This window comes from Nocardiopsis sp. FIRDI 009 (genome assembly GCF_003386285.1).
In the GTDB taxonomy this organism is placed as follows: Bacteria; Actinomycetota; Actinomycetes; order Streptosporangiales; family Streptosporangiaceae; genus Nocardiopsis.
In genome coordinates this window covers 50,855-64,512 of record NZ_QPNC01000024.1, presented here as the reverse complement: position 1 = coordinate 64,512, position 13,658 = coordinate 50,855, and the positions used below count along the sequence as shown (strand labels likewise).

General features: G+C 66.5%; 15 protein-coding genes. 2 read left to right on the top strand and 13 right to left on the bottom strand.

Annotation, left to right across the window (positions count from 1 at the left end):
• Positions 1–9: 9 nt before the first annotated feature.
• The 10 genes from DVR05_RS20435 to DVR05_RS20385 all read right to left on the bottom strand — a co-directional run bounded on the left by DVR05_RS20435 (position 10) and on the right by DVR05_RS20385 (position 8,872).
• Positions 10–1,215, bottom strand: coding sequence for a site-specific integrase (locus DVR05_RS20435; RefSeq protein WP_116247515.1), 1,206 nt, complete (start codon positions 1,213–1,215; stop codon positions 10–12).
• Between the two features lie 28 nt (positions 1,216–1,243).
• A complete protein-coding gene (locus DVR05_RS20430; RefSeq protein ID WP_116247514.1) occupies positions 1,244–1,453 on the bottom strand; it encodes an AlpA family transcriptional regulator in 210 nt (69 codons plus the stop codon).
• Positions 1,450–3,135 carry a replication initiator gene (locus tag DVR05_RS20425; protein ID WP_116247631.1) on the bottom strand — a complete coding sequence of 562 codons (1,686 nt, stop codon included), beginning with the start codon at positions 3,133–3,135 and terminating at the stop codon, positions 1,450–1,452. The genes DVR05_RS20430 and DVR05_RS20425 overlap by 4 nt, the downstream gene beginning before the upstream one ends.
• 468 nt (positions 3,136–3,603) lie before the next feature.
• Positions 3,604–5,022 carry an FtsK/SpoIIIE domain-containing protein gene (locus DVR05_RS20415; protein WP_116247512.1) on the bottom strand — a complete coding sequence of 473 codons (1,419 nt, stop codon included), beginning with the start codon at positions 5,020–5,022 and terminating at the stop codon, positions 3,604–3,606.
• Positions 5,022–5,267, bottom strand: coding sequence for a hypothetical protein (locus DVR05_RS20410; RefSeq protein ID WP_116247511.1), 246 nt, complete (start codon positions 5,265–5,267; stop codon positions 5,022–5,024). Before DVR05_RS20410 ends, DVR05_RS20415 begins: the two co-directional genes overlap by 1 nt.
• A gap of 93 nt (positions 5,268–5,360) precedes the next feature.
• The gene (locus DVR05_RS20405; protein ID WP_116247510.1) at positions 5,361–5,765 is read right to left on the bottom strand and encodes a plasmid replication, integration and excision activator; all 405 of its coding nucleotides are present in this window, start codon (positions 5,763–5,765) and stop codon (positions 5,361–5,363) included.
• Between the two features lie 111 nt (positions 5,766–5,876).
• Positions 5,877–6,608, bottom strand: coding sequence for a GntR family transcriptional regulator (locus tag DVR05_RS20400; RefSeq protein WP_198659271.1), 732 nt, complete (start codon positions 6,606–6,608; stop codon positions 5,877–5,879).
• A gap of 200 nt (positions 6,609–6,808) precedes the next feature.
• Positions 6,809–7,240 carry a hypothetical protein gene (locus DVR05_RS20395; protein WP_232832235.1) on the bottom strand — a complete coding sequence of 144 codons (432 nt, stop codon included), beginning with the start codon at positions 7,238–7,240 and terminating at the stop codon, positions 6,809–6,811.
• Positions 7,237–7,443 carry a hypothetical protein gene (locus tag DVR05_RS20390; RefSeq protein WP_116247508.1) on the bottom strand — a complete coding sequence of 69 codons (207 nt, stop codon included), beginning with the start codon at positions 7,441–7,443 and terminating at the stop codon, positions 7,237–7,239. Before DVR05_RS20390 ends, DVR05_RS20395 begins: the two co-directional genes overlap by 4 nt.
• A 649-nt stretch (positions 7,444–8,092) precedes the next feature.
• Entirely contained in the window at positions 8,093–8,872 is a 780-nt protein-coding gene (locus DVR05_RS20385) for a GntR family transcriptional regulator (RefSeq protein WP_116247507.1), read from the bottom strand.
• A gap of 24 nt (positions 8,873–8,896) precedes the next feature.
• Between DVR05_RS20385 and DVR05_RS20380 the strand changes: the two genes are divergently transcribed.
• Together DVR05_RS20380 and DVR05_RS20375 are read left to right on the top strand one after the other, a co-directional pair.
• Positions 8,897–9,358, top strand: coding sequence for an NUDIX hydrolase (locus DVR05_RS20380; RefSeq protein WP_198659270.1), 462 nt, complete (start codon positions 8,897–8,899; stop codon positions 9,356–9,358).
• Positions 9,359–9,396: 38 nt separating this feature from the next.
• Positions 9,397–9,918 carry a flavoprotein gene (locus tag DVR05_RS20375; protein ID WP_369974563.1) on the top strand — a complete coding sequence of 174 codons (522 nt, stop codon included), beginning with the start codon at positions 9,397–9,399 and terminating at the stop codon, positions 9,916–9,918.
• 135 nt (positions 9,919–10,053) lie between these two features.
• Here DVR05_RS20375 and DVR05_RS20370 read toward each other — a convergent pair whose 3' ends face one another.
• The 3 genes from DVR05_RS20370 to DVR05_RS20360 all read right to left on the bottom strand — a co-directional run bounded on the left by DVR05_RS20370 (position 10,054) and on the right by DVR05_RS20360 (position 13,532).
• Positions 10,054–10,929, bottom strand: coding sequence for an SLATT domain-containing protein (locus DVR05_RS20370; protein ID WP_116247504.1), 876 nt, complete (start codon positions 10,927–10,929; stop codon positions 10,054–10,056).
• 933 nt (positions 10,930–11,862) lie between these two features.
• Complete coding sequence (locus DVR05_RS20365; protein ID WP_116247503.1) at positions 11,863–12,618, bottom strand: hypothetical protein; 756 nt, start codon at positions 12,616–12,618, stop codon at positions 11,863–11,865.
• Positions 12,615–13,532 carry an ABC transporter ATP-binding protein gene (locus DVR05_RS20360; protein WP_116247502.1) on the bottom strand — a complete coding sequence of 306 codons (918 nt, stop codon included), beginning with the start codon at positions 13,530–13,532 and terminating at the stop codon, positions 12,615–12,617. Before DVR05_RS20360 ends, DVR05_RS20365 begins: the two co-directional genes overlap by 4 nt.
• Positions 13,533–13,658 lie beyond the last annotated feature (126 nt).

The following is a 13,658-nucleotide window of genomic DNA, read 5'->3' as shown; positions in this document are numbered from 1 at the left end:
CACGTGGGGTCACGCGGCGGGGGCGAGCGCCAGGACCCGGGCGGCATCCATGGCTTTGGCGACCTCGTCCAGGCGGTCCGGGAAGAGGTGCCCGTACCGGTCGAGGGTCATGGTCGCGGTGGCGTGGCCGAGCATCGCTTGGACGACCTTGACGTCCGCCCCGGCCGCGATGGCGAGGGACGCGGCGGTGTGCCGGAGCTTGTGCGGAGTCAGGCCCAGACCGTCGAGCTCAGCGCCCCTCACGGCCTTGTCGAACTCCCGCCGTCGCCAGTTGCGCAGACGGAGGGGCGCGCCCCGCTTGGTGGCGAACACCAAGGCGTCATCCGGTCGCCCGTCGGCCAAGGGCGCCAGCTCGGGGACGAGGGACGGCGGGACGGGGACGGTACGGCTCTTGCCCGTCTTCGGGGACTGTTCAACCAGCTTGCCTTCGACCTCGGCGAAGGCGGTCGTGATCCGGATCCGGCGTCCCTTCAGATCCACCCTGCCGACCCGCAGGGCAGCGGCCTCGTTGAAGCGCAGGCCCGTGTAGGCGAGCAGGAGAATGAGCGGCCGGTTGATCCGAGCGCCCGCCGCCACCTGGTCGTAGGCGGTGCGCAGAGACTCAGCGGCGTTCGCGAGCCGTTCCACTTGGACGTGGTCGAGGTAGACGTGTTCGGCCTCGGACGGCTTGGGCAGCGGGACGCCCTTGGCCGGGTTGAACGGGATGCGCCGAGGGACGCACCAGCCTAGGACCATGGACAGGACGCTGTGCACGTGCCGGGTCTGGGAGGCCCCGAGGTTCGAGCCGCCTTCCTCCCGCGGCTTCTGCATCTCCGCGATCCAGACGGCAATGTCCTCGGTGTGGATTGCCGAAAGAGGGATCTCACCCCACCGGGAGAGGAGGTACAGGTCCAGCAGGCCCCGGTACTTCCACCAGGTCGACCGCTTGATGTCGGTGCGGGTGATCAGCCACTTCTCGGCCTGTTCCCCGAAGGTGGCCTTGCCGTCGTTGGGGTTGCGGTAGGAGCCCTCGTGGAGGCTGTTCTCGATCTCGGTCTGCTTCTTCTCCGCGTCGGGCTTCTTCTTGAAGGTGCCGCCGCTCTTGATCCGGCCGGAGGGGTCGTAGTAGCGGACCATCCACCGGGCGGGTGGGGTGCGTTTGGTGTCCTTGGCCTTCCTCACGGCCTCGTTGTACGTCTTGTCCTTGGTGCGGTCGTAGACCCACGCGCGAGCCATCAGAGGTGTTCCTTCCAGGGGGTAGGGGTTAGCGGGATCGGACCCAGGCGTGGACCTCGTCGGGCAGGTAGCGCACGTACCGGCCGACACGGTGAGAAGGCGGGCCGTCGCCCTTGTACCGCCACTCATAGAGCGTCTTGGCTGGAACACCGAGGTAGGCGGCTGTGTCCTTCACCGACCACAGCGCCGATGCTGGCCGGGGCTGTGGGGCGGTCTGAGTGGTTGTCGTGGGGGTCATGCGGCCCTCGTCTCGTGCGTTGCCGAAAGATCGTTCTGCCGTGCCGCGTCCAGTTGAGCGCGGCGTTTGAGGGACTCACCGACCGCCCGGAGTAGCCGCCTCTCGCGGGGAGCCACGTCCGGATCAGTGGGGCGTGCCAGTTCCCACGCGAACTTTCCGGATTTGACCGAGGTCAGCGCGGGTGGACGGGGGTCGTTCTCGTCGCCCTGGTCCTCGTTGGCGGGGTCGATCCCGAGCGCGTTGAGTACCCAGGTGAGCCGGTCGGCTTTGTGGTCGGCGAGGGTCTTGCCCGACCATTTCCGGGAGACCAGGACGCGACGGCCCGCGTAGCCCAGGTGTTCGCGGCGGTGTGCCTTGGACCGGCAGAACCCGGGGCGAAGGCCAGCCTTGGGCTGGTCGGGTTGGATGCCGTAGCGGAGCCAGTTCGCGCACCGGGGCGAGCACGGTTCGAACCGGAGCGCGTCCAGGAGTCGGTCCACGTGCTGTTCCTGCGAGATCGTTTCGACCTCGTGGCACTCGGCGATGTCCTTCGTGAGGTACTTGGCCAGGTAGCGCACGCACCGGTCAGCGTCCGCCGAGCCCGCAACCACGCCTTTGGCGTCCACCTGTCGGCCGAACTTCACCACGTGGTGGGGTTCCGCGTCCGGGGCCTCGTCCATAGCGTCCAACGCCTGTTCCCAGGTGGGCAGGAGTTCGCCGGTCGACGGGTCGACATAAGCACCTGTCGACTCATCCCAGACGGGGAGCCGATCACCCTCAAAGCGAACGGTGTCGGCATTGGGCCACCACACCTGGTGGTAGGTCGCGGCGGCGATCTGGCGCAGCTCGGCCCGGGGGATCGTGCCCCGGGTGGCCATGTGCAGGTGCGGAGCCAGACGCCGTTGCGGTTCCACAGTCGCGAAGTACTGGACATCGAATCCGGCGACCCGTCGCAGGTTCTGCACGAACCGGTCCACGAGCTTGGAGAAGTGGAGGGCGTCCCGAGCCGCCCGCCGGTAGTCGTACGTGGCCGGGTCGACGGGGGTGCCGTCTGACTTCACCCGCCCGTAGGAGTCCAGGGTGAGCGTGATGAACAGCGACGGACGGAACGTCCGGCCGGTGTTGGGGTCGGTGTAGGCCCGCCCGACCGTCTTCCTGGTCATGGGTCGCTTGGGAAGGTCCGGGACGTCCTGACGACGCTTGGTGGAGCGCACCCGACGCGACCCCAACGAGGAGGAGCCCGAGCGGGTCACCGAGCCCCGCAGCCCGGAGCCGCTGATCTCCTCATCCAGGTCCGAGATAGCAGCGTCCAGGCGAGCCAACTCGTCAGCCGAGGCATCCCCCGACGCGACGATCCGTTCCCGTTCTGCGGTGACCACGGCCCGCTGTTCCACCCAGCCCCGTTGCGTCTCGGTAGGCGGGTCAGGTTCCACCACGGGTTCAGAGGCGAGGTGCCAGCCCTCTTCACACTGAGTCCGCCGTAGCGACCGTTTGCGTCGAGCGCAGGCGGGGCAGCGGGATTCGAGGGTGGACCCGCAGGGGACGTCGATGATCTCGGTGGCACCGGTGGTGATGTCGGTGCGTCGAAGGGAGACCGGGCGGATGCACACCCCGTGGTCGGCGGCCACCTGTTCGGCGACCTCACGGGCCAAGGGTTGCGCCAGCCGTTCAGCCCGGGTCGACTTACCGGTAGGAGTCGGCATCAACCCACCCCCCACAATGCTGAAGATGCGGAGCACGCGTGTTACGTAGCGCTGGAGTCTTGAACCTGACGTGGGCACTCGTGTCGGTGTTCGTCGTTGCCACCTCTGACCAGAGCGGCGGCCTGGTGGACTTCTTCCGCGTCTTCAACGCAGTGCTGTTCTCTGCGCTCACAGTCATCTGGATCGCCTTGGAGCTAGTCCAATACCGGGCTCGAAAGAGGTCCAGGCGACATGAGGGCACATCTGAGCAGCAGGAGCAGTGACCCGCATGGCAGAAGACCGCACGCCTCTCAGTCCCCGGCAGCTCCGTCACCTGCTCTTGGTCAACGTGCTCGTAGGGGTTCAGGCGTTGATCATGCTGGCCAGTTCGCTCGCCGGAGCACTTCCCTTGGTGTTCATACCGTTCGCGGTCCTCTTGCTCCTGGGCGCAGTGGTCAGTTACCAGTGGGAAGTGCGCAAAGTCAGGCGTCACAGGTCTACTCCGTTCGCAGAAGACCCGTAGGCACTGGTCATCGCGGTGATGTCGTCATCGGACACATACGCCGCCCGCACCCGGACCGGTGCCGGGGAGCCCTCCATGCGGACGTAGCCCACCCCGGGAAGGCCCGGGTCGATCAGATGCGCGTTGGCCCCCCGGTCGCGGGCACCCTCGCCGAGGATCATGTCGACCTGGGACGCCTCATCCAGACGGAGCGCGACCTTGTCCGGAAACAGGTTGCGCAGGTTCATCACCTCCTTACGCGGATCCTGCAACGCGGCCAGGACCGAGAACCCGACCGAACGCCCCTGTGAGGTGAGCGTGGCGATGGCGTTCTCGGCGCGGCGGCGGATGTCGCGGTCGGGGTGGTAGGCGGTCAGGAACGCCACCTCGTCCAGCACCACCAGGACGAACGGATCCGTGTTCGTGGGGACGTGGGAGCGCTGGCGACCGGCGTAGCGGCGTGCCCGGTCCTGCATGTCGGCCACCGCCGATTCCAGCACCGTCACTGCGGATTCGCCGTCGTCGGCGTAGCGGGCGAAGAGAGAGCGGCCGTAGGACAGCTCCATCCGTTTGGGGTCGATCGCCCACACCTGCGCGGTACCGTCCGCCACGGCGGGGAGCGTCGCGCGGATGGCGGACCAGATCACCGACCCCTTCCCGGAGCCGGTCACCCCCGCCACCAGGACGTGAGTGCCGTGCAGGCGTAGCCGCCACTCCGAGCCGTCCTCGCACACCCCCACCGGCAGCGCGGACAGGTCCGCCTCGTCCGCAACGTCGAAGGCGTGGAGGGGTTCGGCCAACGTGTCGTGTCGGGGGAACTCCAGGGTGATCCGCCGAGGCCCCTCCACCACCACACGGCAGGACGGGGCACCGAACCCGTGCGCCAGCTCGGCCACACGGGTTTCGAAATCAGTGGGGGAGGTTCCGGCCACGAGGGTGACCCGGACCTGGTCGGCCCAGGAGGTGCACACCACCCGGCGGATGCGGGGCAGGTAGCGGCGTTCCTGGTAGGACTCGGCCAGGCCGGAGATGACCAGGACGGGTTGCCAGTGCCGACGGTAGACGAACACGTGCCGCCACCATGCCAACAACCGCAGCGTCACCCACTGGCGGTAGGAATCGGGCCAGGCCCGCCACCACACCAACGCGACCACCGAGGCGGTTGCCCACAACACGGCAATGCCCAGCCAGCCGAACCACCACCACGCCGCAGCCGGGGAAGCCAGCGAGGCGACCATGACGGGGAACCGGAACGGCAACGTGACCAGGAACCGCACCAGCCGCCACACCCACGAGGCGAGCACGACGATGCCCGGGGTCTCCACGATCGGGGTCGTCCACCGCACCCCCTGAGCCGGAGACGGCAACGTCGGAGAGGTCTGGGTGGCACCCACCTTGGACGGCATCAGACGTCACCGCCCATCGTGGCCTTGTTGAGGACCCGCTCCCGGTTCGTGCGGGCGCGCTCGGCGGCCTTGGCCGCGTCGGGGTTGCCGTCCCGCTCCGCGATGAGCGCGAACACACGGGCCTTGAAGTCGAAGAACTCCGCCCACTCAGCCGGAGTCGTGCGCGGCATGTCCACCGCGTCCAGGAACAGCCGGACCAGGCGTGCGCCGGAGAGCCCGGACAGGTCGGTGGGGTAATCGGACATACTGAGAACACCTCTTGTGAAAGTTGGGAAGCTTCCAGGGGTTCAGGGGCGGCTAGGTGCGCCAACACCAGGCCGCCCCGCTTCATGCGCGAATCAGGCAGCATCCTTGGCCTGGGAGCGACGACCACCAGCGGCGCCGGGAGCCTTCACACCCCGAGCCCGCAGCGAGTACGCCACCCGAGGGCGACGACCGTTGTCGTCCACGTAGGGCATCACCGCCATCGCTTCGAATTCGACCGGGCGGAACGGCAGCCCCGGAACCTCGTCCGGCAGCGTCGGGCACACCTCGGCGGCGACCTTGACCTTGACCGACTTGGCCTTGCCCCGCGCCTCCGGGTCGGCATCGATCACGTCCACCGCCCACAACGGCAACCCCGAGTCCTTGTCCAACTGCGGACGCTTGGTCTCGAAGTCCGTGATCGCTTCCACCCCCAGAGCGAAGGCCCCGTGCGGGAACACCGTGGCGAACTCCACCGGCAACGCACCCTGAATAGCCATGGTTGTCTCCTCATCAGATATCCGCTTGACCACTTGTTCGGTCAAGTAAGTTGCACTCTAGCCAACTCAACTTGATCAGACAAGTGGATGAGTGGCCAGAGGGGCGAGTGTCTACGTCGCCGGGTAGGTGTCCTCAAGCTCGTGCAGGTCACCGGGGAGCACAACGTCAGTCACGGCGATCACATCCCCGGACCCGTCGAGGACACGCGCGATGATGCCCAGGACGGGGGTTCCCTCGTCCAGGCGGAGCGCTTCGGCTTCCTCGTCCGTGGCCAGCCTGGCGGAGAGGCGTTCGTTGATCGTCGCGGGTCGAAGCTGTTTGACCATCTGTAGGTGCTCACGGACGCCGATGCTGATCATGTCGTCACTGCCGACATCCGTGCCGGACGCCACGTCGAGGGGGAACCACAGGGTGACGAGTTCACTCGGTTCGCCGTCAACGAGGACCAGGCGCCGACGCATGACGGCCGGTGAGCCGTCCGGCAATCCCAGTGCAACCGTGATCGCTGTCGGAGCGGAGACACGTCCGGCCCTGATGATCCGGCTGGTCTTGGCGTCCTCGGAGGAGTCGAACGCGCTTGCTCCCGCATGGGAGCGCTCAGCCGTGGATCGAGGAACCCCGCGAACGAACGAGCCCCGTCCGTGTTCACGTTCGATCCATCCTTGCATGCTCAGAATCTGAAGAGCCCGGACCACTGTGGAACGGCCCGCGCCGAACTCACGCACCATCCGAGACTCGGAGGGAAGCATGTCCCCCACGGGGTATGTGCCGTCCTCGATGCGCTCCTGGATCGCGTGGACGATCTGCACATACTTGGGAGGGGCATACTCCAAGCTCGCCATGTCAATCACCTGGTGACTCTAGTACTCGTGTGGACAAGCAGCCTACTTTGACCGCTCGCTCCTGTCAGGACCCGGGGTCGTTCAGGAGGCCAGCGGAAACAGCGGTAAGTCCGTGATGGGACACGTCGCCGTTGAGGGAGGAGCCGCACGCCCCGGATGCGCGAAGTGGATGACAGAGAGGCGTCCGGGGCGTGCGGGGTCTAGAAGGGCCTCCAGTTGAGACAGCGCTGAACCATGTACACGCGGAGGTTGGAGACCGTGGCGCCACAGACGTCGCGGCGTTCCTCCTCCACCTGCGCACGGGCGACGAGGGCGACGCTGTTGGCCAGGTCCTCACCACTGGCCGAGATCACCGGAGGGACGACCCGCCGAACGTGGTTACAGGTCGAGCCCTTCACGTTGTGCCACATGCCGACAACGAAGGTTCGACGAAGGCGGCGAAGGGCCTCCACCGGGGGAAGCTCGAAGCGCACCTGGCGGACCGATCGGCTACCGTCCGGGGACTCCGCCACCGCCTCGTAGGTGATCGAGTCCCATTCCTCGGACGCCACACGCACCCGCACGCCCTGGGCACGAGCCCACGCGTCGAGGCTGTCCCGGTCGTTGAGCATGACGGGTTGGTTCTCGTTCATGACCGCCCCACACCCATCGCGACCGCCGTGCGCACCAGGTCACGCAGCTCAGTCATGTCATCGAAGGCGGGAGCGGGTCGCGCCATCCGGATCAGCAGTTCGATCCCTCGCTGGTCGCGTTCGCGGCGAGCGGTTCGCTCACGTTCCCAGTGCGTGTAGTAGGGGCGAGGGACCATGTAGGCCCGGGGATCTCCACCGTCCATGACGATGGGTTCCGGAGCGGGCAGCAGCTCCGCCCGGGGCGGTGGGGGTGCCTCGAACGGGCGAGGCGTGTTCCGGTGGTGCCTGCCGCGTTGCTTCGGTTGGATCAGAGTCACCAGCGCCCGAATCAGGGCGATAAGGTCTCTCACGTCAGCCTGCCTCAATCAGGTTGTCCGTGCCCCCGGACGCCTTCCACCGCGTCGCGGGGGTCTGCTGTCTGTGAGCGGTCGTGATCGTGGCCGCGAGTCCATCCGGCCGTGATCCTTCGCGCGTGAGCCTCAAGAACTCGTTCCGGTCCCCCGGCAAGCCGTACAGGCCACGACGCGTGTCGCCGGTTCTCGCGTAGTCGAAGAGCGGACCACGATCAGGCGACGAGAGCGGACGGTCTTACGTCCGCGCCCGCGACAGGACTTGCACCGCTTCGAAGCTGAGACGGCGACGGCATCCACGAAGCACGCTCCCCGGGGGACTGGGGGTGCGCTGGGTTGTCGAACCACAAGCGCACCGCTCAAACGAACCCTGCCAACTCATATACATAGGACAATCACATGCACTCATGTATATGAGTTGTGGTGTACAGGTTGCCTCACTCATGTACATGAGTCAACCCCGTGGAGCCAAGAAGCCTGTCTACCTCGGACGTTCCGGGACTCAGTCAGTGGCGGGTATGCGGTAGTCGAGGACGAACTGATCAGCCGCCATGATCGTGTCGCACACCTCCACCACACGCCCAGCCGTGGTGACGGCGTTCCGTGTCAGGTGGATGATCGGAGATCCGGGGCTCAGGCTCAGCGCACTCGCCTCCTGCTTGGTGGCCAGACGCGCCCGCACGGTCTCGGTGTACTCGGCGAACTCGTGCCCGTGCTCTTCCAGACGGGCGTAGATGCCACCGCCGCCCGGATTCTCCTCGAAGAGTTCGGGGATGTCCCGCGCCACGTCCCACGGCAGGTAGGACGTCGCCTCCTCAGTGGGAGTGCCGTCACTGAAGTAGAGACGACGACGGGCAAGGACCTTGTCGCCCTCGTTCACGTCCAGGCGCTCAGCGATCTCGGCGGGAGCGGAGACGGGTCCGATGGAGAGGACCTGAACCGTGGGCTTCACCCCGGCTTGTTCGGTCTCCGCGATGTAGGCCGCCTTGCCCGCGCGGCGGTGCGAGCGCCGGAACCGGTCCGAGGACTTGCGCGTGACGGGAGGCCGGGACTTCACGAAGGAGCCCTTGCCCTGGAAGGTCTCGACCAGGCCCGTCGCGCGAAGCTGGGCGATCGCTTTGCGGACCGTGCCGGAGGAGACGCTGTAGCGCTCCATCAGGACGGTCTCGCTCGGTATCTCCTCAGCAGGTGCCAGGCGACCAGCCTTGATCTGCTCTTCGATGTCGTCCGCGATCTGGAGATACCGGGGCTTCGCCGACTTCGCCCCTACAGTGCTCGCCATAGTCCTTCTGTGCCTCCTATGCTCATGTACATGAGTAACAGCACCGGAGACAAGCCGTCAACGCCGCTGCATTCCGTGTCCGTCGCAGGGGCCGTCATCCGCGAGGACGGACGCATGTTGGCGATCCAGCGCAGAGACAACGGCCGGTGGGAACCACCGGGCGGGGTCCTGGAGTTGGAGGAGACCCCGGAAGAGGGGGTTGTCCGTGAGGTGCTAGAGGAGACCGGTATCCGCGTCGAGGTGGAACGACTCACGGGCGTCTACAAGAACATGGCCCGCGGAATCGTTGCCCTCGTCTTCCTCTGCAAGCCGTCCGGGGGCGAAGCGCGGGTCACCCCCGAGGCGACCGCAGTCGAATGGCTCACGCCCGACCAGGTCGAAAAGCACATGGGTGAGGTCTACGCCGTGCGGCTTCTGGACGCAGCCACCCCGGGAGTTCCACACGTCCGACATCATGACGGCGTGCATCTCAGCTCACCGAGGTAGAAGCCGAAATCTTGAGCGAACTCCGCACTCTCTACACGGTGGTATGTGCTGCGGGACCAGCTTCGGGGGTCGGCACGCTTGTGCGCTTGGCCAGGAATCGGGGTTGGGTCGTACAGGTGATGGCAACCCCAGCGGCGGTCGCTCACATCGACGTTGAGGCGCTAGAGGAGCAGACAGGCCGCCCGGTTCGGAGCCAGCACCGTGTGCCGGGAGACCTCCGCTCTCCTAAAGCGGATGCCATCATCGCCCCGGCCACATTCAACACCATCAACAAGTTGGCTAACGGTATCGCCGACAACTACGTCTTGGACGTGGCGAACGAGGCGATCGGTCTTGGAGTGCCAACCGTGATCCTGCCCTTCGTTAACTCCGCCTACGCTGCCCGTGCCCCGTTCCGTCGGAGCGTGGAACAGCTACGTGACGAAGGGGTTCCTGTCCTCCTCGGCCCAGGCGCATTCGAACCACACGAGGCAGGTACCGGGGCTGCTCTGCGCAGCGGTTTTCCATGGCAGCTCGCTATGGACCACGTCGAGAAGTCTAGTCCTAGAGCACCTGGCTAGGGGTGCGGATTCCGCCACTCAAGAATGCTCTCCGCGTCCAGGTATACCAGTGAGGAGAAAAAGGTACGGGGCGGCGGTTAATATTATCTACATTGTCCAATTGTCCACTCGAGAAGCAGTCGTCCGCCTGTCGGCCTACGATGAACCTCCTTCGCTGCCTCCAGAAGAACGCGCTTCCGGCCCTTGCTCCATTTGCTGCTCCCTCTTTCGTTGCTCGCTCTTGATTACTTCTGCGCGTTCAGCGAAGTCCTTCAGGCGCTTGATGATCACCTCGTCGGTAATCGATCCGTCGTCGGGATTCCGGTAGGAATTGATTCCAAGTTCGGATGAATTATATTCATACTCCAGGTCATCAGCTGCCCTCTGCATATTAACCCCCCTTTCGCGGAATTTGAAGTATCCGATGATACCAGTGGCGGCGGCAACCAGAAAACTCAGGAAAGCAGCGACCCACTCAAGTCCTTCGAACTGGGCGGAGGCGGTCGTTACTCCGGTGACTAGAAGAGAAAAGATGATAATGAAGGTCTGGAAGTAATTGTGCCTGGTCCTGTATCGCCTAGCTCCTGCCCTGTAGTCATCGATCTCCGCTGCTATGTCCGAGTGGTAGTTCCATAGGGTCTGGACAGATCCACCCACGGAGAGCCTGATTTTTGCGTTCTTCTCGGCGTCCCTGAGCTTCCTCCTGTCTATCCAAAGGGACTTGATTCGGCGATTTCGTCGAAGAATTTCCCAGGCCGACCAAGACAGCGAAGCGAGTGATAGAGCCGCGACGCCCACATTGATCCAAAGGAGCGGAGTCCTAGGGGGATTGAAGAAATTCAAAAACGCCACCACTGCAAGTAGTGGGGGCAGGAGGAAGAATGTGACGTAGGCGTATTTCTTGCCTAGTTCTTCGGCATGGATTTTTCCCTCATTTTCATGCAAGCGAAAGCGAGCATCGGCCAAGTCGTACACTGCGACGCCGATGCCCTCGGATTTCTCTGTAGCGCCTTCTGGTGATTCTATGGTCATGATCGCCCCTCGTCAGCAAAATAGACAGAGACATGTTACGAAAATCCACGTCTCGCGAAACCCCTTTGGCCAGGAGTGGCCAAAGGGTGAAGAGATGACCATGGTCCCAAAGTTGCAAATATTGCCTGGATGCCGACAATCGGTAATACATTGCCGAGTTGGGCTGTATGGGATCAAGGCGACGGCGCGAGCGCTGTCGCGCGGCCCGGCGCCCGTCTCGGGCTGCGGGCTGCCGCCCGGTCCCGAGACGGGCGCCGGGCGGAGCGGAGGACCAGCGTAGGGGCTGATCCGACAGGACCAGTTCCGGCCCCGCGTGGCGCACGGTGGTTGCTGGCGTGTTCGGATCCCGAGGCACCCGATGGCGCGACTCGGACTGTCTGGGGTGACCGGCTCCGGCGCCATCGGGTGCCTCGGACCGATACCGTGGTTGCCGAATACTGGGGCTGAGGAAGCCGTGGCGAGGGCTCCCGGAACGTGCGGCCTACCTGAGGTTAAGGCCCTTGGCGGTCGTGCGGAGCGATGCACATTCAGTGCACATGGCGTCCGGAGGGCGCCGGGAACGTTGGGAACCGATGGGGGTTCCATCCCAGGTCAGCACCGGTTTCCGAGTCCGCGCCGCTGGCAGCCCCCACCCCCCGGTAGGCCAACCCTTCGAGGGTTCAAATCCCTCCTCCACCGCCACCAGCCGTCCCCGGCAGCGCCGGGGGCGGCTTTTTCGTGCCCGGTCGGCGCCGACTCCGGAGCCGAAGACGAGGTGGAGCGGTTCGACCGGTCCCCGGTCGGGGCAGGGGCCCGCGCCCTTCCCCGGACCTCGGAGCCCGGGCGGTTCCGGGCGTTCCAGGGGAAGTCGCGCCACCGCAGTCACCCCCGCCATCGGCTCCACACCGCGGTCAGTGACACGCCCGCGTGCCCGACCCTCCCGGGCCGGTACGGCTAGACCTCCCGCCGGGAGCACAACCAGGCGGAGCCGACCACGCAGGCCACGTCGAGGACCAGCGTGGTCACCAGCCCGGGGACGAAGTCCGCGAGCGTTCCCGAGCCCGGCAGGACGGCCTGAGCCCCCAGGAGCGCCTGTGGTGTCCACTGGGCGAGGGCCGGGATCTGCGCGGCGACCGCCACGGCGACCAGGAAACCGATCGCGACACCCAGGACCGCCAGGACGTTGCGGACCAGCCCGGCGGCGAGCGCGACGACGGCCACGACGAACGTCAGGTAGCCGCACACCAACGCGGTACCGAGCAGGTACTCGCCCAGGGGCAGCGGACCCAGCACCAGGGTCGTGCTCGACCAGGCGCCCAGCGCCCCCACCGTGTAGGCGACGCTCACGGCCGCGGAGGCGACCGCCCAGCGCGGTACCACCAGGTCGCCTGCGCGCCGCACCCGCGTGCGCAGGAACAGGGCCCGCGACGGGCGGCCGTCGAACGCCAGTGCCGTGGCCGCGACCAGGACGGTCGCCACCAGCAGCGGCCCGACAGTGTTGTCCATGAACGTGGTGACCGCGATCCGCGGGGTCGCCTCGGGCGCGGCGGGCGCCGCGCCCATCGGATCCATGGCCGCGATGATCGCGTCGGCGTGCAGCGCCATGAACGGGGAGCCCGCGCCCAGGAGGACCATGAGGGCCGCCGTGATCGCGAAGCCCGGTGTCCGTCGCGTGCGCAGGAGTTCCAGCTGCCACAGGGCGGTGTTCACGCTTCCTCCGCTCGGGTCAGTGAGACGAAGGCCGATTCGAGGTCGGCCCGGTGGGCGGCCATGCCCACCAGGCCGACGCCCGCGTCGGCCAGGACTTTCGGGGCTCCGATCTCCCCGGCTTCGGTCGACGTCGCCTCCAGGAAGAGGCAGTCCTCGTCGACGGGTTCGGCACGGGTCACCCAGTCACACTGAGCGAGGCGGGCGGCCACCAGGCGGGCCCGGCCGCGGGTCCACAGGTGCCAGGCGGGACGCAGGTGCCGTGCCACCAGTTCGGCCACGGGGCCCTGGTGGACGAGGCGTCCGGCGTTCAGTACTGCCACCTCGTCGCACACCCGCTGGACGTCGTCGAGCAGGTGGCTGGAGAACAGGACGGTCTGTCGCCCACCCAGGCTTGAGATGAGGTCCATCAGGTCCCTGCGGCCCTGCGGGTCCAGGCCGGACAGCGGTTCGTCCAGCACGACCAGGTCCGGGTCGCTCACCAGCGCGGCCGCCAGGCCGAGACGCTGTCGCATGCCGCGGGAGAAGGAGCGGTTGCGCCGGTGCGCGGCGCCGGAGAGCCCCACCTGTTCGAGCGTCTGGGCCACCTTCGCCTGCGACACCCGGACACCGCGCAGTCCCGCGCCGAAGGCGACCACCTCGGCCGCGGTCAACCAGGGTTCGAAGTCGGGGACGTCCGGGCACAGGGCCACGCGTTCGGCGTGCACGGTCACGGTCCCGAGGTCCGGTCTGCGCACCCCGCAGAGCAGGGAGATGAGGGTGGTCTTGCCCGCACCGTTGGGGCCGACGAGACCGAACACCCTCCCCGCCCCCACCGTGAGGTCCACGTCGAAGACGCCGACACCGCCCCCGTAGTCCCGGGTGAGCCCGGTGGCGACCACGGCGTCGGCCGTCGTCCGCTGCGCCGTTCGCGTCATCTGCCCTTCTCCTTTCCGGCCGGCGAAACCCCTTCGGAAAAGGGGAGGAAGTCGCGTGTGTGAAGTGCCGGTGGCCCAGATTAGGTTCGGGAAATGGCCGGCGGCATCCACTGGCAGGCACGTTCG

Excerpts from the sequence above, each read along its gene's own strand:
- DVR05_RS20415 (WP_116247512.1), bottom strand. The coding sequence starts at position 5,022 with ATGCCGTCCAAGGTGGGTGCCACCCAGACCTCTCCGACGTTGCCGTCT.
- DVR05_RS20405 (WP_116247510.1), bottom strand. The coding sequence starts at position 5,765 with ATGGCTATTCAGGGTGCGTTGCCGGTGGAGTTCGCCACGGTGTTCCCG.
- DVR05_RS20435 (WP_116247515.1), bottom strand. The coding sequence starts at position 1,215 with ATGGCTCGCGCGTGGGTCTACGACCGCACCAAGGACAAGACGTACAAC.
- DVR05_RS20360 (WP_116247502.1), bottom strand. The coding sequence starts at position 13,532 with ATGACGCGAACGGCGCAGCGGACGACGGCCGACGCCGTGGTCGCCACC.
- DVR05_RS20385 (WP_116247507.1), bottom strand. The coding sequence starts at position 8,872 with ATGGCGAGCACTGTAGGGGCGAAGTCGGCGAAGCCCCGGTATCTCCAG.
- DVR05_RS20390 (WP_116247508.1), bottom strand. The coding sequence starts at position 7,443 with ATGGACGGTGGAGATCCCCGGGCCTACATGGTCCCTCGCCCCTACTAC.
- DVR05_RS20370 (WP_116247504.1), bottom strand. The coding sequence starts at position 10,929 with ATGACCATAGAATCACCAGAAGGCGCTACAGAGAAATCCGAGGGCATC.
- DVR05_RS20400 (WP_198659271.1), bottom strand. The coding sequence starts at position 6,608 with ATGGCGAGCTTGGAGTATGCCCCTCCCAAGTATGTGCAGATCGTCCAC.
- DVR05_RS20425 (WP_116247631.1), bottom strand. The coding sequence starts at position 3,135 with ATGCCGACTCCTACCGGTAAGTCGACCCGGGCTGAACGGCTGGCGCAA.
- DVR05_RS20430 (WP_116247514.1), bottom strand. The coding sequence starts at position 1,453 with ATGACCCCCACGACAACCACTCAGACCGCCCCACAGCCCCGGCCAGCA.
- DVR05_RS20395 (WP_232832235.1), bottom strand. The coding sequence starts at position 7,240 with ATGAACGAGAACCAACCCGTCATGCTCAACGACCGGGACAGCCTCGAC.
- DVR05_RS20410 (WP_116247511.1), bottom strand. The coding sequence starts at position 5,267 with ATGTCCGATTACCCCACCGACCTGTCCGGGCTCTCCGGCGCACGCCTG.
- DVR05_RS20380 (WP_198659270.1), top strand. The coding sequence starts at position 8,897 with ATGTACATGAGTAACAGCACCGGAGACAAGCCGTCAACGCCGCTGCAT.